This window comes from Streptomyces sp. NPDC052114, assembly GCF_040680155.1.
Classification (GTDB): Bacteria; Actinomycetota; Actinomycetes; order Streptomycetales; family Streptomycetaceae; genus Streptomyces.
The window spans coordinates 57,521-73,949 of the sequence record NZ_JBFAWC010000006.1; the positions used below are offsets into that span (position 1 = coordinate 57,521).

The window sequence follows — 16,429 nt, forward strand, 5'->3', positions numbered from 1 at the left end:
CGAAAGAGGACCGCACCATGCGTGACGCCGTCATCGTCGAAGCCGTACGCACCCCCGTGGGCAAGGGGAAGCCCACGGGAGCCCTCGCCTCCGTCCACCCCGTCGAGCTCCTCGCCCACACCCTGCGCACCCTCGTCGAGCGCGCCGGAATCGACCCGGTCCTGGTCGACGACGTGATCGGCGGCACCGTCGACCAGGTCGCCGAGCAGGCCATGAACACCACCCGCTATGCCGTCCTGTCCGCCGGGTTTCCCGAGTCCGTGCCCGCCACCACCGTCGACCGCCAGTGCGGCTCCTCGCAGCAGGCCGTGCACTTCGCGGCCCAGGGCGTCATGTCGGGCGCGTACGACCTGGTCGTCGCCTGCGGAGTGGAGTCGATGGGCCGCGTACCGATGTGGTCGAACGTGCCCGCGGGCGCCGACCCGTTCGGGCCCGGTATCGCCGCGCGCTACCCGGAGGGCCTGGTCCCGCAGGGCATCAGCGCCGAGCTCATCGCCGCCAAGTGGGGCATCGGGCGCGAGCGGATGGACGCCTTCGCCACGACCTCGCACCAGCGGGCCGCGCGCGCCTGGGACGCGGGCCTCCTCGACGCCGAGACCGCGCCGATCGCGGGCCTGACCCGCGACGAGTCCGTACGCCCCGCCACCACCCCCGAGGTCCTCGCCGGCCTGAAGCCCGCCTACTACGACCCGGGCTTCGGCGAGCGCTTCCCGCAGATCGACTGGTCCGTGACCGCGGGGAACTCCAGCCCGGTCAACGACGGGGCGTCCGCCGTACCGATCACCACGAGCGAGCACGCCGCCCGGCTCGGCCTGCGCCCCCTCGCCAGGCTGCACAGCTTCGCCGTCACCGGCTCCGACCCGCTGCTCATGCTCACCGGTGTGCTGCCCGCCACCGAGAAGGTGCTTCGCAGGGCCTCACTGGCCCTCGACGACATCGATCTCTTCGAGGTCAACGAGGCCTTCGCGAGCGTCGTGCTCGCCTGGCTCCAGGAGACCGGCGCGGACCCGGAGAAGGTCAACGTGCACGGCGGCGCCATCGCGCTCGGCCACCCGCTGGGCGCCAGCGGCACCCGCCTGATGACCACGCTCGTCCACGCGATGCGGGCCCGCGGCGCGCGGTACGGGCTCCAGACCATGTGCGAGGCGGGAGGGCTCGCCAACGCGACGGTTCTCGAAGCGCTCTGAAGGGCAGGACCCGTCGGACAGGACCCGTCGGACAGGACCCCGGCGACGGATCAGTGGCCGCGCAGGTGGTGGCGCTTGAACCACGCCACCGCCGCCCCGCCCAGACCCGTCACCGCGATGAATCCCATCGCGATCAGGAAGGCGGGCGACGTCGGCGTCGACGCGCGGGCGCCCGCGATGACGTAGGCGGCCGTATTGGGGATCGACCCCAGGCCCGTGGCGAGGAGGAACGGCAGCCAGCCCATGCGGGAGACCGCCGCGCAGTAGTTGGCCGCGGCGAACGGCACCCCGGGGAAGAGCCGCACCGCCAGCATCGACCGGAAGCCGTGCCGGCTGAGCTGGCCGTCCGCGGCCTTCAGCCAGCGGCCCCGCAGCAGCGGGCGCAGCGCGTCCTGGCCCAGCATCCGGCCGAGCCCGAAGGCGATCCCGGCGCCGAACACCGTGCCGGCGAGCGCCGCGACGAGCCCCGCCTGCGAACCGAAGAGCGCGCCCGCCGCCAGGTTCAGCAGCGGACGCGGCACGAACGCGGCGGTGCACGCCCCGTACGCCACGGCGTACAGGGCGACCGCCGTGGCGCCGCCCAGCTGAGCCGGCCACCCGTCGGACAGGATCCGCTGCGGCTCGAAGAGCAGGACGCACGTCGCCGCCGCGGCGAGGAGCACCACGAGCAGGGACAGCCGCGACCACGGCGAGAGCAGGGCCCTGGTACAGCGCACGGCGAGGCCCTGCGGACGGGTGGTGGCGGTCTCGAGCATCCGGGAAGACTAACCGCCCCATGTGTCTGATCGCCGTATGGTGCGTCTCATGAGCGTCACAGTCCCGGAAACGGTGCTGAACGAGGTCCGGCGTCCGGGCCTGCGCAGCGATCTCGCCGACACCCTCCTCGAACGGCTCGTCGCGGCCTGCCTCGCGGCGGCCGATCCGGGGCGTGCCGCGCAGATGAGGGCGTACATGAAGGACGTCGCTCCCTTCCTCGGGCTGACCTCGCCGGTGCGCCGGGACGTGTCGCGTGCCGTCCTCGCCGGGACGCCGCGGCCCGACGAGGACGACTGCGCGGCGGTCGCGCTGGCCTGCTGGGAACTGCCCGAGCGCGAGTACGCGTACTTCGCCGTCGACTACCTGCGCCGCCACGTGCGGCGCTGCTCCTCCGGCTTCCTGCCCGTCGTCCGCCACCTCGTGACGACGCACTCCTGGTGGGACACGGTCGACGCGCTCGCCTCGCACGTCGTCGGCGGGCTCGTGGCGGCCGACCCCGCGCTGCGGACCGTGATGGACGAGTGGATCGAGGACGAGGACCTGTGGGTGGCCCGCACGGCCCTCCTCCACCAACTCCGCCACAAGGACGCCACCGACACCGACCGCCTCTTCGCGTACTGCGCACGCCAGGCCGGGCATCCCGACTTCTTCATCAGGAAGGCGATCGGCTGGTGCCTCAGGGAGTACGCCAAGACCGACCCGGAGGCCGTGCGCGCCTTCGTCGAACGGGAGCGGAGCAGGCTGGCGCCGCTGTCGGTCCGTGAGGCGCTGAAGAACCTCTGAGCCACGCCCCCGGGCCTGGGGGCCTTCCCTTCGTACGGCGTCGCCTCCCGTCCCGGGAGCCGTCCCGGTGGCGCAACTCGGCGACGGCAGTGCGCCGTTCAGGGCCGAAATTCATTCGACGCGCCCGCGTCCATCGGCAATGATCGGCGTCATGTTCCGGCACGCCTCTCTCACGGATACGCCCGCAGTCGCGGGCGCGGTGAAGGCTGCCGTCCTCCCCGACGCCGCATTCGACGGCGCCCGAAGCTGACCCTCTCCGGACATTCCGGCGGACCCCGCAGGGGGAGGGTCGGTGCGGTTCCGGGGTCCCCGCCTCACTCAAGGAGGCCATCACTCTTTGTTCCTGGAAGGAACAGTCATGCCCAAGACGGCTTACGTCCGCACGAAACCGCACCTGAACATCGGCACCATGGGCCACGTCGACCACGGCAAGACCACCCTGACCGCCGCCATCACCAAGGTCCTCAGCGAGCGCGGCACCGGCACGTTCGTGCCCTTCGACCGCATCGACCGCGCGCCGGAGGAGGCGCAGCGGGGCATCACCATCAACATCGCGCACGTCGAGTACGAGACCGACACCCGGCACTATGCGCACGTGGACATGCCGGGGCACGCGGACTACGTCAAGAACATGGTCACCGGCGCCGCCCAGCTCGACGGGGCGATCCTCGTCGTCTCGGCCCTCGACGGGATCATGCCGCAGACGGCGGAGCACGTGCTGCTCGCCCGCCAGGTCGGCGTCGACCACATCGTCGTCGCCCTCAACAAGGCCGACGCCGTCGACGACGGTGAGGACGCCGCGCTCACCGACCTCGTGGAGCTGGAGGTCCGCGAGCTGCTCTCCGCGCACGGGTACGGAGGGGACACCGTCCCCGTCGTACGCGTCTCGGGACTCAGGGCCCTGGAGGGCGACCCGCGCTGGACGGCCGCCGTCGAGGCGCTGCTGGACGCCGTGGACACGTACGTGCCGATGCCCGAGCGGTATCTCGACGCGCCCTTTCTGCTGTCCGTCGAGAACGTGCTCACCATCACCGGGCGCGGCACCGTCGTCACCGGTGCCGTGGAGCGCGGCACCGTCCGGCTCGGCGACCGCGTGGAGGTGCTCGGCGCGGACACCGAGACGGTGGTCACCGGCCTGGAGACCTTCGGCAAGCCGATGGAGGAGGCACAGGCGGGCGACAACGTCGCGCTGCTGCTGCGCGGGCTGCCCCGGGACGCCGTACGACGCGGCCATGTCGTCGCGGCGCCCGGCAGCGTCAGTCCGAGCAGGCGCTTCACCGCGCAGGTGTACGTCCTGTCGGCGCGCGAGGGCGGGCGCACGACGCCGATCGCGACCGGCTACCGGCCGCAGTTCTACATCCGCACCGCGGACGTGGTCGGCGACGTCGACCTCGGCGAGACCGCCGTCGCCCGCCCCGGCGACACGGTCACGATGACGGTCGAACTCGGCCGTGACGTACCGCTGGAGACGGGGCTCGGCTTCGCGATCCGCGAGGGCGGCCGCACGGTCGGCGCGGGCACGGTGACGGGTCTCGCCTGACGGACCGCGTCACACCCCGTCCCGCCCGTCCCGGGAGGCACCGGCCTCCCGGGACGGGCGGGCACAATGGACCACGTGGACGAGCATGAGTTCGAGGGTGGGCATGACGTGGTGGAACCCGGCGCGGAACAGGACGAAGCCCGGCCCGTGACCCGGCAGGTGGATCACGGCACCGCCAAGCTCATGCCCGACGTCGACCGGGCGCGCGCCTGGCTGCTCACCGTGGACGGGGCGCCGCAGTCGTACGTCGATCTGGACGCGCCCACGCACCTGGAGTTCGAGTACGCCCAGCGGCTCGCCCATGTCCTGGACACCGTCGCCGGGCCGGGGGAGCCGCTCGACGTCGTCCACCTCGGCGGCGGCGCCCTCACGCTGCCCCGCTATCTCGCCGCCACCCGCCCGGGCTCCCGCCAGGACGTCGTGGAGGCGGACCGGGGGCTGCTCGAACTGGTCGCCGAAGAGCTGCCGTTGGCGCCGGCGAGCGGCGTCGCCGTGCACGGGGCGGACGCCCGGCAGTGGCTGGAGACGGCGCCCGACGACAGCGCCGACGTCCTGGTCGCCGACGTCTTCGGCGGCTCACGCGTCCCCGCGCACCTCACCACGGTCGCGTACGCGCGGACCGCCGAGCGCGTGCTGCGGCCCGGCGGGTCCTACACCGCGAACGTCGCCGACGGCGCGCCCTTCCCGTTCCTGCGCTCCCAGCTGGCCACCCTCGCGGAGGTCTTCGAGGAGCTGGCGCTGATCGCCGAGCCGACCGTGCTGCGCGGGCGCCGCTTCGGGAACGCCGTGCTCGTCGCCTCGCACGAGCCGATCGACGTGGCGGCGCTCGCCCGGCGGGCGGCGTCCGACGCCTTCCCCGCCCGCGTCGAGCACGGCGACGCGCTGCGGCGGCTCATCGGGGACGCGCGCCCGGTCCGCGACGAGGACGCGGTGCCCTCACCCGAGCCGCCCGACGGCGCCTTCGGCATCGGCTGAGGGAACGGAGGGGACGGAGGGAACGGAGGGAACGGAAGGGGCGGAGGGGACGGAAGGAGTGGGGGACGCGGTGTCGGCGGTGCCCCGCTCGGGACCGGCCGCCACCTCCTGCGTACGACGCGTCAGATTGCGGACATCGGGTACGAACAGCACCGCCGCCGTCACCACGACCACCAGCGCCGCACAGCCCCACAGCGACGGGGAGCGGCCGAACGCCGACTCCGCGGGGCCCGCGAGCGCGGTGGCCAGCGGCACCATCGCGATGGAGCCGAACCAGTCGTAGGCGGCGACGCGCGACAGCTTCTCCTCCGGGATCTCCTGGTGCATCGCCGTCATCCAGGAGACGCCGAACACCTCGATCGCCACTCCGCTGACGAACATCACCGCGGCCAGGCCCGCGACCGGCAGGGGCACCGCGAGCGCCGCCGAGGGCGCGGCCAGCGGAAAGACGCACAGGGTGCCCGCGAACAGCAGGCGCCGCGGCTTCCACCGCATCATCAGGAACGCGCCGCCCACGGTCCCGGCGCCGAACGCGCCGAGCGCCAGGCCCCAGGGCCCCGCGCCGCCCAGCTCGTCGCGCGCGACCAGTGGCCCGAACACCGACTCGGCGGCGCCCACCACCGCCACGACCACCGAGAACTGCGCCACGATCGACCAGAGCCAGGGCCGCCCGGTGAACTCCCGCCAGCCGTCCCGCAGGTCGGCGAGGAGCCCGCCGCCGGGCGCGCGCTCCGGGATGTGGCTCACGTCGAGGAAGGAACGCAGCGCCCCGGCGAACGCGAACGCCGCCGCGTCCACGGCGAGCACCCAGCCGGGGCCGAGCGCCGCGACCATCAGACCGCCGAGCGCGGCGCCGCCCAGGCCCGCGCCCTGCATCGCCATGCGGTACAGGGCGAACGCCCGACTGACCTGTTCGCCGCTGACCGACGACATCAGCATGCCCTCGGCGGCGGGCCCGAAGAAGGCCTGGCCGACACCGCCGAGGCCGGTGAGGAGCATCATCTGCCACAGCTGCGGCTCGCCCGCCAGGACGAGCGCGGCGAAGGCGGCCTGCGAGAGGCAGTTGAGGGCGTTCGCGGCGACCATCACGTGGTGGCGGGGCAGCCGGTCGGCGAGGGCGCCGCCGATGAGCAGGAACAGCACGAGCGGCAGTGTCCGCGCGGCGGCCACGAGCCCGACGTCGCCGCCGTCGCCGCCCGCGTCCAGCACGGCGAACGCCGCCGCGATCAACGCCCCGTGGCTTCCGAGGTTCGTCACGATCGCGGCGGCGGTCAGCAGTGTGTAGTTGCGCCCGGCCCAGGTGGGGCGGCGAGATGCGGGGGCGGGAGTCGTCACCCCGGGACTATCCCCGGCCGACACCCGAACTGCCAAACCGTTTGTTCGGGTGCGGTGCCGGGTGTCGTCCGGGTGCGGTGCCGGGTGCGGTGCCGACAACCGGTGCCGGGTACCGGTGGCTCAGGACTCGTCGGTCGCGGCCTCGCTCCAGCGGACCGTGCTGAGGATCTTCTTCACCGTGGCGTCCGGGACCTCCTCCTTGACGCCTTTGGCGCCGTAGAGCGTCCAGGCCACGTACTCACCGGCCTCGTTCTTGAAGCCGAACGTGGTGGCCTTGCCCTCGGAGTCGCACTTGCCCGAGGTGGCGGCGCCGGACGTCGTCGACGTCGCCACGCTGCCCTTGACGCCGGACTTGGTGGTGTAGTCCTCGATCTTGCTGATCGTGATCTTCTTCTTGTCGGCCTTGGTCTGCTCGGTGTAGCCGCCGAAGACCCACCAGGCCGAGTCGTTGCGCGCGATGTCCTTCGTGTTCTTGGCGCCGTTCTGGCCCTTCGTGCCGACCGCGGCGAGCGACGTGTCGTCGGGCTCGCCGTCCTTGTCGTCGTCGGACGTGCACCACTTGTCCTTGAGGATCGCCGGCGCGGACATGCCGATGATGGACTTCGTGCCCTCGTCCTTGCGGTCGTCGAAGCCGATGAAGGTGTCCGGCGTCTCGACCTTCCAGTCCGGGGGCACGTCGAAGGCGGTGCCCCACTTGGGGTTCACCACGACCTGCCAGCCGGGGATCGTCGCCTTGTCCACGCCGCCCTCGCCGCGCGCGTTGCCGTCGTCGGTGGGCGACGGGTCGGGCTTCTTCGACGCGGACTTCGAGGGCTTGGCCGGACCCGCTTCGTCGTCCTTGTCCTTGTCGTCGCCGCCGAAGACCAGGAAGCCGGTGACACCGGCCGCCACGACCACGGCGAGCGCGGCGACGATCGCGGTGACCTTCGTCCTGTTGCCTCCGCCGTCGCCCTGGCCGCCGCCGGCCATCTGCTGCGTCGCCGGCATGGGCGGCGGCGTCGGGGCCGCCCAGTGCGACTGCTCGGGCTGTGAGTAGGCGCCCGGCTGCTGCGGCTGCTGCGGCTGCGTGTTGTAGGCACCCGGCTGCGGCTGCTGGTAGCCACCCGCGGGGGGCTGCTGGGGGTATCCCGGCTGCTGCTGCTGATATCCCGGCTGCTGGTAGGGATTCGGCTGCTGGTACCCCGGCTGCTGGTACGGGTTCTGACTCTGGTCCTGCGGGTTCTGCTCGCCCCCGGGCGGCTGCTGTTCTGGCCACATGGCCAGTAACCATAGAGGTCCGTGGGGCCCGGTGCCACGGCCGTCCCCCGGGGAGGCGGGCACCGGAACCGTCACGGACGTGCGGAACGTACGCAGATATGGGCAGAAAGCGTCAGGATTCCGTCGGATCGCCGTGCGTGCGGACCGTGCTGAGGATCTTCATCACCGTCTCCTCGGGGATCTCGTCCTTCACCCCGGTGGCGCCGTACAGGCTCCACGCCACGTAGTCGCCCGCGGAGTTCTTGAAGCCGAACGTGATCGCCTTGCCGTCCGTGGCGCACTTGCCCCGCATGGGCGTGTCCTTGGACCTGGCCCAGGCGATGCTGCCCTTGATGCCGGACCTGGTGGTGTACGGCTCGGCCTTCTCGTCCGAGGTGAAGCTCTTCTTGTCCGGCTGGGTGTAGCCGGCGTACACCCACCAGCCGACCTGGTTGACCGCGACCTCGTCGGTGTTCTTCGCGCCCTTCGCGCCCTTGGTCCCCACGGCCGCGAGCTCGTGGTCCTCGGTCCTGCCGTCCTTGTTGTCGTCGGCGGTGCACCACTTGGACTTCAGGTACGCGGGCGCGGACATCGTCATCAGCGGCTTGCCGGTCTCGTTGTCCTCGAAGGCGATCGCCGAGCCGGGGTTCTGTATCTCCCACTCCGGCGGTACGTCGAAGGCGGTGCCCCACTTGGGGTTCACCACGACGTGCCAGCCCTTGACGGTCGGCTTGAGGCCGTTGTCCGTGCCGCGTTCGTCGTCGCCGTCCGCGCCGGGGGCCGGCTTCTGCGCGTCGGACGACCCGCCCGACGAGGCACCGGACGGCGCGGCGGAGTCGGCCTTGGCGTCCTTGTCGTCGTCCTGGCCGCCGAGCACGACGAACCCGGTCACGGCGGCGGCCACGACCACGGCCGCCGCCGTCACGACGGAGACGATCCTGACCTTGCTGCCGCGTCCGCCGGTGCCGCCGCCGGAGCCGCCGGCTCCGGCCGGCGCCTGGGGCAGCCCGGCGGGTGCGGTCGGCGCGCTCCACTGGCCCTGCTGCCCGCCGGCGGGCTGCTGATAGGGGTTGGGCGCCTGATGTCCGGGCTGCTGCTGATATCCCGGCTGCTGGTAGGGATTCGGCTGCTGGTACCCCGGCTGCTGGTACGGGTTCTGACTCTGGTCCTGCGGGTTCTGCTCGCCCCCGGGCGGCTGCTGTCCTGGCCACATGGCGGGAAACGATACGGGGAGCGATCACGCAAGATCACGGCCGCCCCGGGGGAGCGCGGCGGCCGTGCGGCGACGGGCCGCGGAACGGCGCTCAGTCCTCCTGCGACTCGTACTCCCGCACGGTCGCGAGCATCTTCTCCACGGTGGCGTCCGGGAGTTCGCCCTCGACGCCCTTGGCGCCGTGGAAGGACCAGGAGGCGAACTCGCCGCCGGAGTCCTTGAACGCGAACACCGTGGCCTTGCCGTCGGAGTCGCACTCGCCCTCCTTCGTGATCCCGCTCGACGTCGCGGTCACCAGGCTGCCCTTGAGGCCCGACTCGGTGGTGTAGGACGTGACCGGCCCGGTGGTGACCTTGTTCTTCTCGGGCTGTGCGTACGCGCCGTAGACCCAGCCCGTCGCGTCCTTGCGCGCGGCCTCCTCGGTCGTCCTCGCGCCCCGGTTGCCCCGGGTGCCCGCCGCGGCGAGTGACGTGTAGTCCTTCTGGCCGTCCTTGTCGTCGTCGCTCGCGCACCACTTCTCCTTGAAGTAGGCGGGGGCGGCGAAGGCGGCGAGGAACTCCGCGTTCTCGTCGTCGGCGTCCTTCTCGTCCACGACGCCTCCGGCCCAGTCCCGCGACTCCAGGGACCACTCGGGCGGCACGTCGAACGCGAGGCCGCGCTTGGGGTTCACGACGACCTTCCAGCCGGGCACGGTCGGCTCGGGCACGCCGTCGCCTGCGCGGGGGTTGTCGTCGGCGGAGCCGGTCGGGGCGGCGGAGGAGCCCGACGCGGTGGGGTCGGGCCGCGCGGTGTCGTCCTTGTCGCCGCCGAGGAGCAGGGCGCCGGTGACACCCGCGGCGACCACGACGGCGCCGGCCGCGACCAGGGCGATCAGCTTGGTCCTGCCGCCGCCCCCGCCGTCGCCGTTGCCGCCGCCCACGCCGTCACCGTGCGTCGGGGCGGGCGCGGTCGCCCGGGGGCCGCCGGGCACCGTCGGGGCGTTGTGCGGAGCCTGTCCCCCGTAGGGGTTGGGCTGCTGGTATCCCGGCTGCTGGTACGGGTTCTGCCCCGGCTGGTACGGGTTCTGTTCCGGGTGATGCGGGTCCTGTCCCGGGCCCTGAGGATTCTGCTCTCCCCCGGGCGGCTGCTGTCCTTGCCACATGGGCGACAACCCTAGGTGACGGTGATCTCCGTCGAGTCAGGTCCTGGCCAAGGATCTCTACTCGTGGGTAACATCGGCGCCATGAGCGCAGACCAGATGTCGATCGGCGAGATGCTCGCCGCCACGGTGCCGATGGCCAGGACCCTGAACCTCGAATTCCGTGAGACCGCGCCGGACCGGGCCGTGGTGGCCCTGCCCGACCAGAGCGACTACCACAACCACGTCGGCGGCCCGCACGCCGGCGCCATGTTCACGCTGGGCGAGTCCGCGAGCGGCGCCATCGTCCTCGCCGCGTTCGGGGCGCAGCTCTCGCGGGCCGTGCCGCTCGCCGTCAGCGCCGAGATCGCGTACAAGAAGCTGGCCATGGGCCCGGTGACCGCCACGGCGACCCTCGGCCGCCCGGCCGCCGACGTGGTCGCCGAGCTGGACGCGGGTGAGCGCCCCGAGTTCCCCGTCACCGTCGAGATCCGGCGCGAGGACGGCGCGGTGACCGGCGAGATGACCGTCGTATGGACCCTGCGGCCCAACAACCCCAGCTGAACCGGCGCGGACCGCGCGGCTCGCCGGACGGGGAACGCCCCCGTCCGGCGCCGTGCTGTCCGGGCTCTTCCGTTCACCTCATTGACACGAGTCACCCGCAGCCGTAGTTTTCCCGCCGCCCCTCGTGGTGTCTAACGGTGTGTCACGTAGGCCTTGTCGCATAGTGCGTTCAAAGGCTGAACGACGACCCGCCATTGGCACGTGTACACGCTTCGCCTCGCAAGGCCGTGTCCGCGCACAGAAGGCACAGAAGGAAGTGACGGCTCATGTCCGACTCCGTGTCCCGGCGTTCCGCCCTCGGGCTCGCCGCCGGCGCGATCGCGGTGGCCGCCGCGGCCACCGCGGGACTGGCGGCGCCCGCGCCCGCGGCCGCCCGCGCCCGACGCGACCCCGCCGCGGGCTCCCGCGTCGAGTCCCTCGTCGCCAGGCTCCGGCTCGACGAGAAGATCTCCCTGCTGCACGGCGCGAGCGACCCGGAGAACCTCGGCCAGGCGGGTTACGTCCCCGGAGTGCCGCGCCTGGGCATTCCGCCGCTGCGGCTCGCCGACGGCCCCGCCGGTGTCCGCGTCGCGGCCCGCGCCACCGCCCTGCCCGCGCCGGTGATGCTCGCCGCCGCCTTCGACCCCGCGCTCGCCCGCCGCTACGGCCGCGTCATCGGCCGCGAGGGCCGGGCCCTCGGCCAGGACGTGCTGCTCTCGCCGATGGTCAACCTCATCCGCACGCCGTACGCGGGCCGCAACTTCGAGACCTTCACCGAGGACCCGCTGCTCGCCGCCGACCTGGTCGCCGAGGAGATCCGGGGCATCCAGGGCGAGGGACTCATCGCCACCGTCAAGCACTTCGCCCTGAACAACCAGGAGAAGGACCGCATGTCGATCGACGTGCGGGCCGACGAGCGCACGATGCACGAGACGGAACTGCGCGGCTTCGAGGCCGCGGTGCGCGCGGGCACCGGCGCCGTCATGGGCGCCTACAACAAGGTCAACGGCACCTTCGCCTGCGAGAACAAGCCGCTGCTCGACGACGTCCTGCGCGACCGCTGGGGCTTCGACGGATGGGTGATGACCGACTGGTCGGCCCAGCACAGCACCGCCGCCGCCCTCGCCGCGGGGCTCGACATGGAGATGCCCGACGGCGCCCACTACGGGGACGCCCTCAAGCGCGCCGTGGAGAACGGCGGTGTCCCCGAAGCGCACCTCGACCGCTCGCTGCGCCGGATCCTCGGCGTGATGGAGCGGTTCGGGCTGCTCGACGACAGTGTGCCCCGGCGCCCCGACCGCGATCCGGCGGCCGGGGCCGCCGTCGCCCGTGAGGTCGCCGAGGCGGGCGCCACCCTGCTGCGCAACGCCCACGGGACCCTGCCGCTGACCGGCCGCGCCGCCCGCGACATCGCCGTCATCGGCCCCACCGGCCGGTACCCGTTCGTCAGCGGCGGCGGCAGCGCCCACGTGGTCCCCGACCGGGCGGACAGCCCGCTCGACGCCCTCACCGAGCGCGCCGGAAGCGGCGCCCGCGTCACCTACGCGCTGGGCGAGGACCTCTACGGCAAGGAGATCCCGAGGAGCGCCCTCACCCCCGCCTTCGACACGGAGGAGCAGCGGGTCGGCGCGGGCAAGGAGTGGACGTACGAGGGGACGCTGACGCTCGACGAGGCCGACGCGTGGACCTTCGTCATCCACTACTCGGGTGCGCGGCCCACGGTCGAGCTGGCCGGGGCCGAGCTGTTCCCGCCGGTGCCGGGCGTCGGCGAGTTCTTCTCCGGCGGACTCGTCTCCAGCGCGCCCGACGGGCTGAACGTGCGGCGCGCGACCGTACCGCTCACGGGCGGCGGGCACCGGCTGCGGATCACCGCGCGGGGCGGCGACCAGGGGCAGACGTTCCGGATCCGCCGCGTCACTGCCGCCACGCGTGCGGCGGACGTCGCCGAGGCGGTGCGGGTGGCGCGCGGCGCGCACGGCGTCGTCCTGTTCGCGTACGAGGACGCGACCGAGGGCCAGGACCGCGCGAGCCTCGCGCTGCCCGGTCACCAGGAGGCGCTGATCCGGGCGGTGACCGCGGTGAACCCGCGCACCACCGTCGTCCTCAACACGTCGTCGGCCACCTCCATGCCGTGGCTGGAGCGGACCGCCGCGGTGCTGCAGATGTACTACCCAGGCCAGGAGGGCGCGGCCGCCACCGCCGCCGTCCTGTTCGGCGACTGCGACCCGGGAGGGCGGCTCACCCAGACCTTCCCGGCCGACGACGCGCACCATCCGACCGCGGGGGACCCGCGACGCTATCCGGGAGTCGACGGCGTCGAGGAGTACTCCGAGGGCATTCGCGTCGGGTACCGCTGGTACGACGCCGAAGGGGTGCGGCCGCTCTTCCCCTTCGGGCACGGACTGTCGTACACCACCTTCGCCTACAGCGATCTGACGGTCCGTCGCGTCTCCGGGCCCGGCGTCGACGTGAGCTTCGTCGTGCGCAACACCGGGGCGCGCGACGGGGTGAGCGTCGCGCAGGTGTACCTCGGCCCGTCGCCCGATCTGCGGCAGGCGCAGGCCGACCGGGCGCTCGCCGGGTACCGGCGCGTCGCGCTGCGGGCCGGGGAGCGGCGGCGCGTCACCGTGCGCGTCGACGAGCGCGCCCTCTCCGCGTGGGACGCCGAACGGCACGTCTGGCAGCTCGGCACCGGCCGTCGTGCCTTTCACGTCGGCACATCCGCACGGGAAGTGATCCTCTCCGCGACCATCGACATCAAGGGAGCCGGTTCATGAGGAGCAGCGGAAGAAGCGGGAGCGGGGGCAGGAGCCGGATACGGCGGGCCGCGTCGGTCGTCGCCGTCCTGGCGGCGGCCGCCGCGGCCGTCCTCGTGCCCCTGCCCGCCCGGGCGGCCGGTGGCGCTCCCGCCGACGGCACGCTCGTACGCACCGACGCGGGCTGGATCCGCGGTGAGTCCACCGCTCAGGGACGGCAGTTCCTCGGCGTCCCCTACGCCCGGCAGCCCGTCGGCGGCCTCCGCTGGAAGGAGCCGCGCCCCGTGCGGCCCTGGGGCGGCGTGCGCCGGGCGACCTCCTTCGGCAACCGCTGTGTGCAGGGCGCGAGTTGGGACCCCGGCTACGAGATCCCCAGTCACACCGAGGACTGCCTCGCGCTCAACGTCTACGCGCCCCGGGGGCACGCCGGACCCCGCCCCGTCATGGTGTGGCTGCACGGCGGCGGGCTCACCGCGGGCGCGGGCGCGGACGTCGTGCCCGACGCCTTCGCCCGCACGACCGGCACCGTCGTCGTGACCGTCAACTACCGCCTCGGCGCGCTGGGTTTCCTCGCGACCGAAGGACTCGACGGCGAGGCGTCCGACGGTGTCTCCGGCAACTACGGACTGCTCGACCAGCAGGCGGCGCTGCGCTGGGTGCGCGCCAACATCGGGCGGTTCGGCGGTGACGCGGCCCGCGTCACCGTGGCGGGCGAGTCCGCCGGCGGCCGCTCCGTGTGCACCCTGATCGCCTCGCCCACCGCGCGCGGCCTGTTCCGCGCGGGCATCGTGCAGAGCGGCGCGTACGGCGACTGCGCGGGCCGCGAGCGCGCGCGGGCGGTCGCCGACGGCGCGGCGTTCGCGAAGAAGGCCGGCTGTCCCGACCCGAGGACCGCCCTCGCCTGTCTGCGGGCCAGGCCCGCCGCGGAGCTCCTCGCCGCGCAGGCCTCCTTCGACTGGGGCCCGGTCGTCGGTGGCGCCTTCCTGCCGTCGCAGCCCACCGAGGCATACGCGAAGGGGACCGCGGCCCGCGTGCCCGTGCTGGGCGGCGCGAACCGCGACGAGGGGCAGCTCCACGCCTTCGCACGGTTCGACGGACAGGGCCGCCCCCTCTCCGCCGACCAGTACCCGACGGCGCTCACCGACACCTACGGGCCGCGGCTGGGCGGCCGGGTGCTCGCGACGTATCCGCTCGCCGGGCACGCCTCGCCCACGCACGCCTACGGCGCGGCGTTCGGCGACATGGCGTTCGCCTGTCCTGCGCTGCGCCTGAACACCGCCCTCGCCGCCCGCGGACCCGTCTACGCCTACGAGTTCGCCGACCGGACCTCGCCGCCCTTCGCCTCGCTGCGCGCGCTGGACACCGACTACGACTTCGGCGCGACCCACGTCAATGAAGTCCAGTACCTCTTCAGGCACTTCGGCCTGACCTCGCCGTTCGACGCCCAACAGCGGTTGCTGTCCCGGCAGATGGTCCAGTACTGGGGCTCCTTCATCCGCGACGGGGTGCCGCGCGCCGCGGGCGGGCCCACCGCGCCCGACCAGCGCACCCACCCCGGACAGGTGCTGTCGCTGCGCACCGCGTCGGCGGGCGGGAACGCGCTCGGCACGACCGTCGCCGACGCACACCGGTGCGACCTCTGGGACGCCGTTCCGGCCCGGTGAGCCCGTCCGGGTAGGCTGCCCGGCGTGCGTGGCCCAGGGGGGCGCGCACGCCGGGTACAGGCACTTGATCGGGAGGAACCGGCTTGCACGTCCAGGAGTGGCTGGAGCACGTACCGGCCGTCAGCATCTATCTGCTGGTGGGCCTCGTCATCGGACTGGAGAGCCTCGGCATCCCGCTGCCGGGGGAGATCGTCCTGGTCTCCGCGGCCCTGCTGTCCTCCCAGCACGGCGACCTCAACCCGGTGATCCTCGGGGCGTGCGCCACCGCGGGCGCCATCATCGGGGACTCGATCGGATACGCCATCGGGCGCAAGGGCGGACGCCCGCTGCTCGCCTGGCTGGAACGGAAGTTCCCCAAGCACTTCAGCGCCGCGAACGTGGCGACCGCCGAGCGGTCCTTCCAGAAGTGGGGCATGTGGGCGGTCTTCTTCGGCCGCTTCGTCGCGCTGCTTCGCATCTTCGCCGGACCGCTCGCGGGCGTCCTGCGCATGCCGTACTGGAAGTTCCTGATCGCCAACGTCCTCGGCGGCATCATCTGGGCGGGCGGCACCACCGCCGTCATCTACTACATCGGCGTGGTCGCCGAGGACTGGCTCAAGCGCTTCTCGTACGTGGGCCTCGGCATCGCCGTGCTCATCGGCGTCGGCTCGATGCTGTTCGTCAAGCGCCGGGCCAAGAAGGCGGCGGCGGAGGCCGAGGCGGCCGCCGCGGTCCCGGTGGCCGAGCCGCGGCCGGTGCCCGCCGCCGACTGACTCAGTCGCCCGCGTGCGCGGAGCGGTGGGCCCTGGCCAGCTCCACGTACATCGTGCCGTTGAGCGAGATGCCCTCGCGCTCCTCGTCGGTCAGCTGCCTGCGCACCTTGGCGGGCACGCCCGCGACGAGCGAGCCCGGGGGCACTTCCATGCCCTGGGGCACGAGCGCCTGCGCGGCCACCAGTGAACCGGCGCCGATCACCGCGCCGTTGAGGACGGTGGCGCCCATGCCGATGAGGCAGTCGTCCTCGACGGTGCAGCCGTGCAGCACGGCGTTGTGACCCACCGAGACGCGTTCGCCGATGCTGATGGGGAAGCCCGGGTCGACGTGGAGGGTGCAGTTGTCCTGGATGTTGCTGTCGGCGCCCACCTCGATGGGTCCGCAGTCGGCCCGCAGCACCGCGCCGTACCAGGTGCTCGCCCCGGCGTGCAGCGTCACCTCGCCGAGCACGACGGACGTCGGCGCGGTGAAGGAGTCCTGGTCGATCTTCGGTTCCTTGCCGCCGATGCCGGTGATGAGTGCCTCGTGGCCCATCGGATGTCTCCCTCGTGTGTACGTCGTCACGCCTGAC

14 protein-coding genes are annotated in these 16,429 nt (G+C 73.1%); 8 read left to right on the forward strand and 6 right to left on the reverse strand.

What is annotated here, in order from left to right:
* Positions 1-17: 17 nt before the first annotated feature.
* Positions 18-1,187 (forward strand): thiolase family protein, encoded by a 1,170-nt coding sequence (locus AB0L89_RS14890; RefSeq protein ID WP_365140030.1) that lies wholly within the window; start codon positions 18-20, stop codon positions 1,185-1,187.
* Positions 1,188-1,237: 50 nt separating this feature from the next.
* On the opposite strand, the gene AB0L89_RS14895 is transcribed toward AB0L89_RS14890, so the two are convergent.
* Entirely contained in the window at positions 1,238-1,942 is a 705-nt protein-coding gene (locus tag AB0L89_RS14895; protein WP_365140033.1) for a TVP38/TMEM64 family protein, read from the reverse strand.
* A gap of 49 nt (positions 1,943-1,991) precedes the next feature.
* On the opposite strand from AB0L89_RS14895, the gene AB0L89_RS14900 reads away from it, so the two are divergent.
* The 3 genes from AB0L89_RS14900 to AB0L89_RS14910 all read left to right on the forward strand — a co-directional run bounded on the left by AB0L89_RS14900 (position 1,992) and on the right by AB0L89_RS14910 (position 5,241).
* Complete coding sequence (locus tag AB0L89_RS14900) at positions 1,992-2,726, forward strand: DNA alkylation repair protein (protein WP_365140035.1); 735 nt, start codon at positions 1,992-1,994, stop codon at positions 2,724-2,726.
* Between the two features lie 358 nt (positions 2,727-3,084).
* The gene (tuf, locus tag AB0L89_RS14905) at positions 3,085-4,266 is read left to right on the forward strand and encodes an elongation factor Tu (RefSeq protein ID WP_365140038.1); all 1,182 of its coding nucleotides are present in this window, start codon (positions 3,085-3,087) and stop codon (positions 4,264-4,266) included.
* 183 nt (positions 4,267-4,449) lie between these two features.
* Complete coding sequence (locus AB0L89_RS14910; RefSeq protein ID WP_365141042.1) at positions 4,450-5,241, forward strand: fused MFS/spermidine synthase; 792 nt, start codon at positions 4,450-4,452, stop codon at positions 5,239-5,241.
* Here AB0L89_RS14910 and AB0L89_RS14915 read toward each other — a convergent pair.
* From AB0L89_RS14915 to AB0L89_RS14930, 4 genes are all read right to left on the reverse strand, one after another.
* Positions 5,203-6,576, reverse strand: coding sequence for an MFS transporter (locus AB0L89_RS14915; RefSeq protein WP_365140041.1), 1,374 nt, complete (start codon positions 6,574-6,576; stop codon positions 5,203-5,205). The two genes, AB0L89_RS14910 and AB0L89_RS14915, sit on opposite strands and share 39 nt — an antisense overlap.
* Positions 6,577-6,696: 120 nt before the next feature.
* Entirely contained in the window at positions 6,697-7,833 is a 1,137-nt protein-coding gene (locus AB0L89_RS14920) for a hypothetical protein (RefSeq protein ID WP_365140044.1), read from the reverse strand.
* Positions 7,834-7,945: 112 nt separating this feature from the next.
* A complete protein-coding gene (locus AB0L89_RS14925; protein ID WP_365140047.1) occupies positions 7,946-9,025 on the reverse strand; it encodes a hypothetical protein in 1,080 nt (359 codons plus the stop codon).
* A gap of 91 nt (positions 9,026-9,116) precedes the next feature.
* Positions 9,117-10,166, reverse strand: coding sequence for a hypothetical protein (locus AB0L89_RS14930; protein WP_365140050.1), 1,050 nt, complete (start codon positions 10,164-10,166; stop codon positions 9,117-9,119).
* 81 nt (positions 10,167-10,247) lie between these two features.
* On the opposite strand from AB0L89_RS14930, the gene AB0L89_RS14935 reads away from it, so the two are divergent.
* The 4 genes from AB0L89_RS14935 (at position 10,248) to AB0L89_RS14950 (ending at position 15,857) form a co-directional block, all read left to right on the forward strand.
* Positions 10,248-10,706 (forward strand): DUF4442 domain-containing protein, encoded by a 459-nt coding sequence (locus tag AB0L89_RS14935; RefSeq protein WP_365140053.1) that lies wholly within the window; start codon positions 10,248-10,250, stop codon positions 10,704-10,706.
* A 266-nt stretch (positions 10,707-10,972) separates the two neighbouring features.
* The gene (locus AB0L89_RS14940; protein WP_365140055.1) at positions 10,973-13,462 is read left to right on the forward strand and encodes a glycoside hydrolase family 3 N-terminal domain-containing protein; all 2,490 of its coding nucleotides are present in this window, start codon (positions 10,973-10,975) and stop codon (positions 13,460-13,462) included.
* Positions 13,459-15,105, forward strand: coding sequence for a carboxylesterase family protein (locus AB0L89_RS14945; protein ID WP_365140057.1), 1,647 nt, complete (start codon positions 13,459-13,461; stop codon positions 15,103-15,105). Before AB0L89_RS14940 ends, AB0L89_RS14945 begins: the two co-directional genes overlap by 4 nt.
* 83 nt (positions 15,106-15,188) lie before the next feature.
* Complete coding sequence (locus AB0L89_RS14950; RefSeq protein ID WP_365140060.1) at positions 15,189-15,857, forward strand: DedA family protein; 669 nt, start codon at positions 15,189-15,191, stop codon at positions 15,855-15,857.
* A gap of 1 nt (position 15,858) precedes the next feature.
* Here the strand turns inward: AB0L89_RS14950 and AB0L89_RS14955 are convergent, their stop codons facing one another.
* Positions 15,859-16,392, reverse strand: coding sequence for a gamma carbonic anhydrase family protein (locus AB0L89_RS14955; RefSeq protein ID WP_365140062.1), 534 nt, complete (start codon positions 16,390-16,392; stop codon positions 15,859-15,861).
* Between the last annotated feature and the right edge of the window lie 37 nt (positions 16,393-16,429).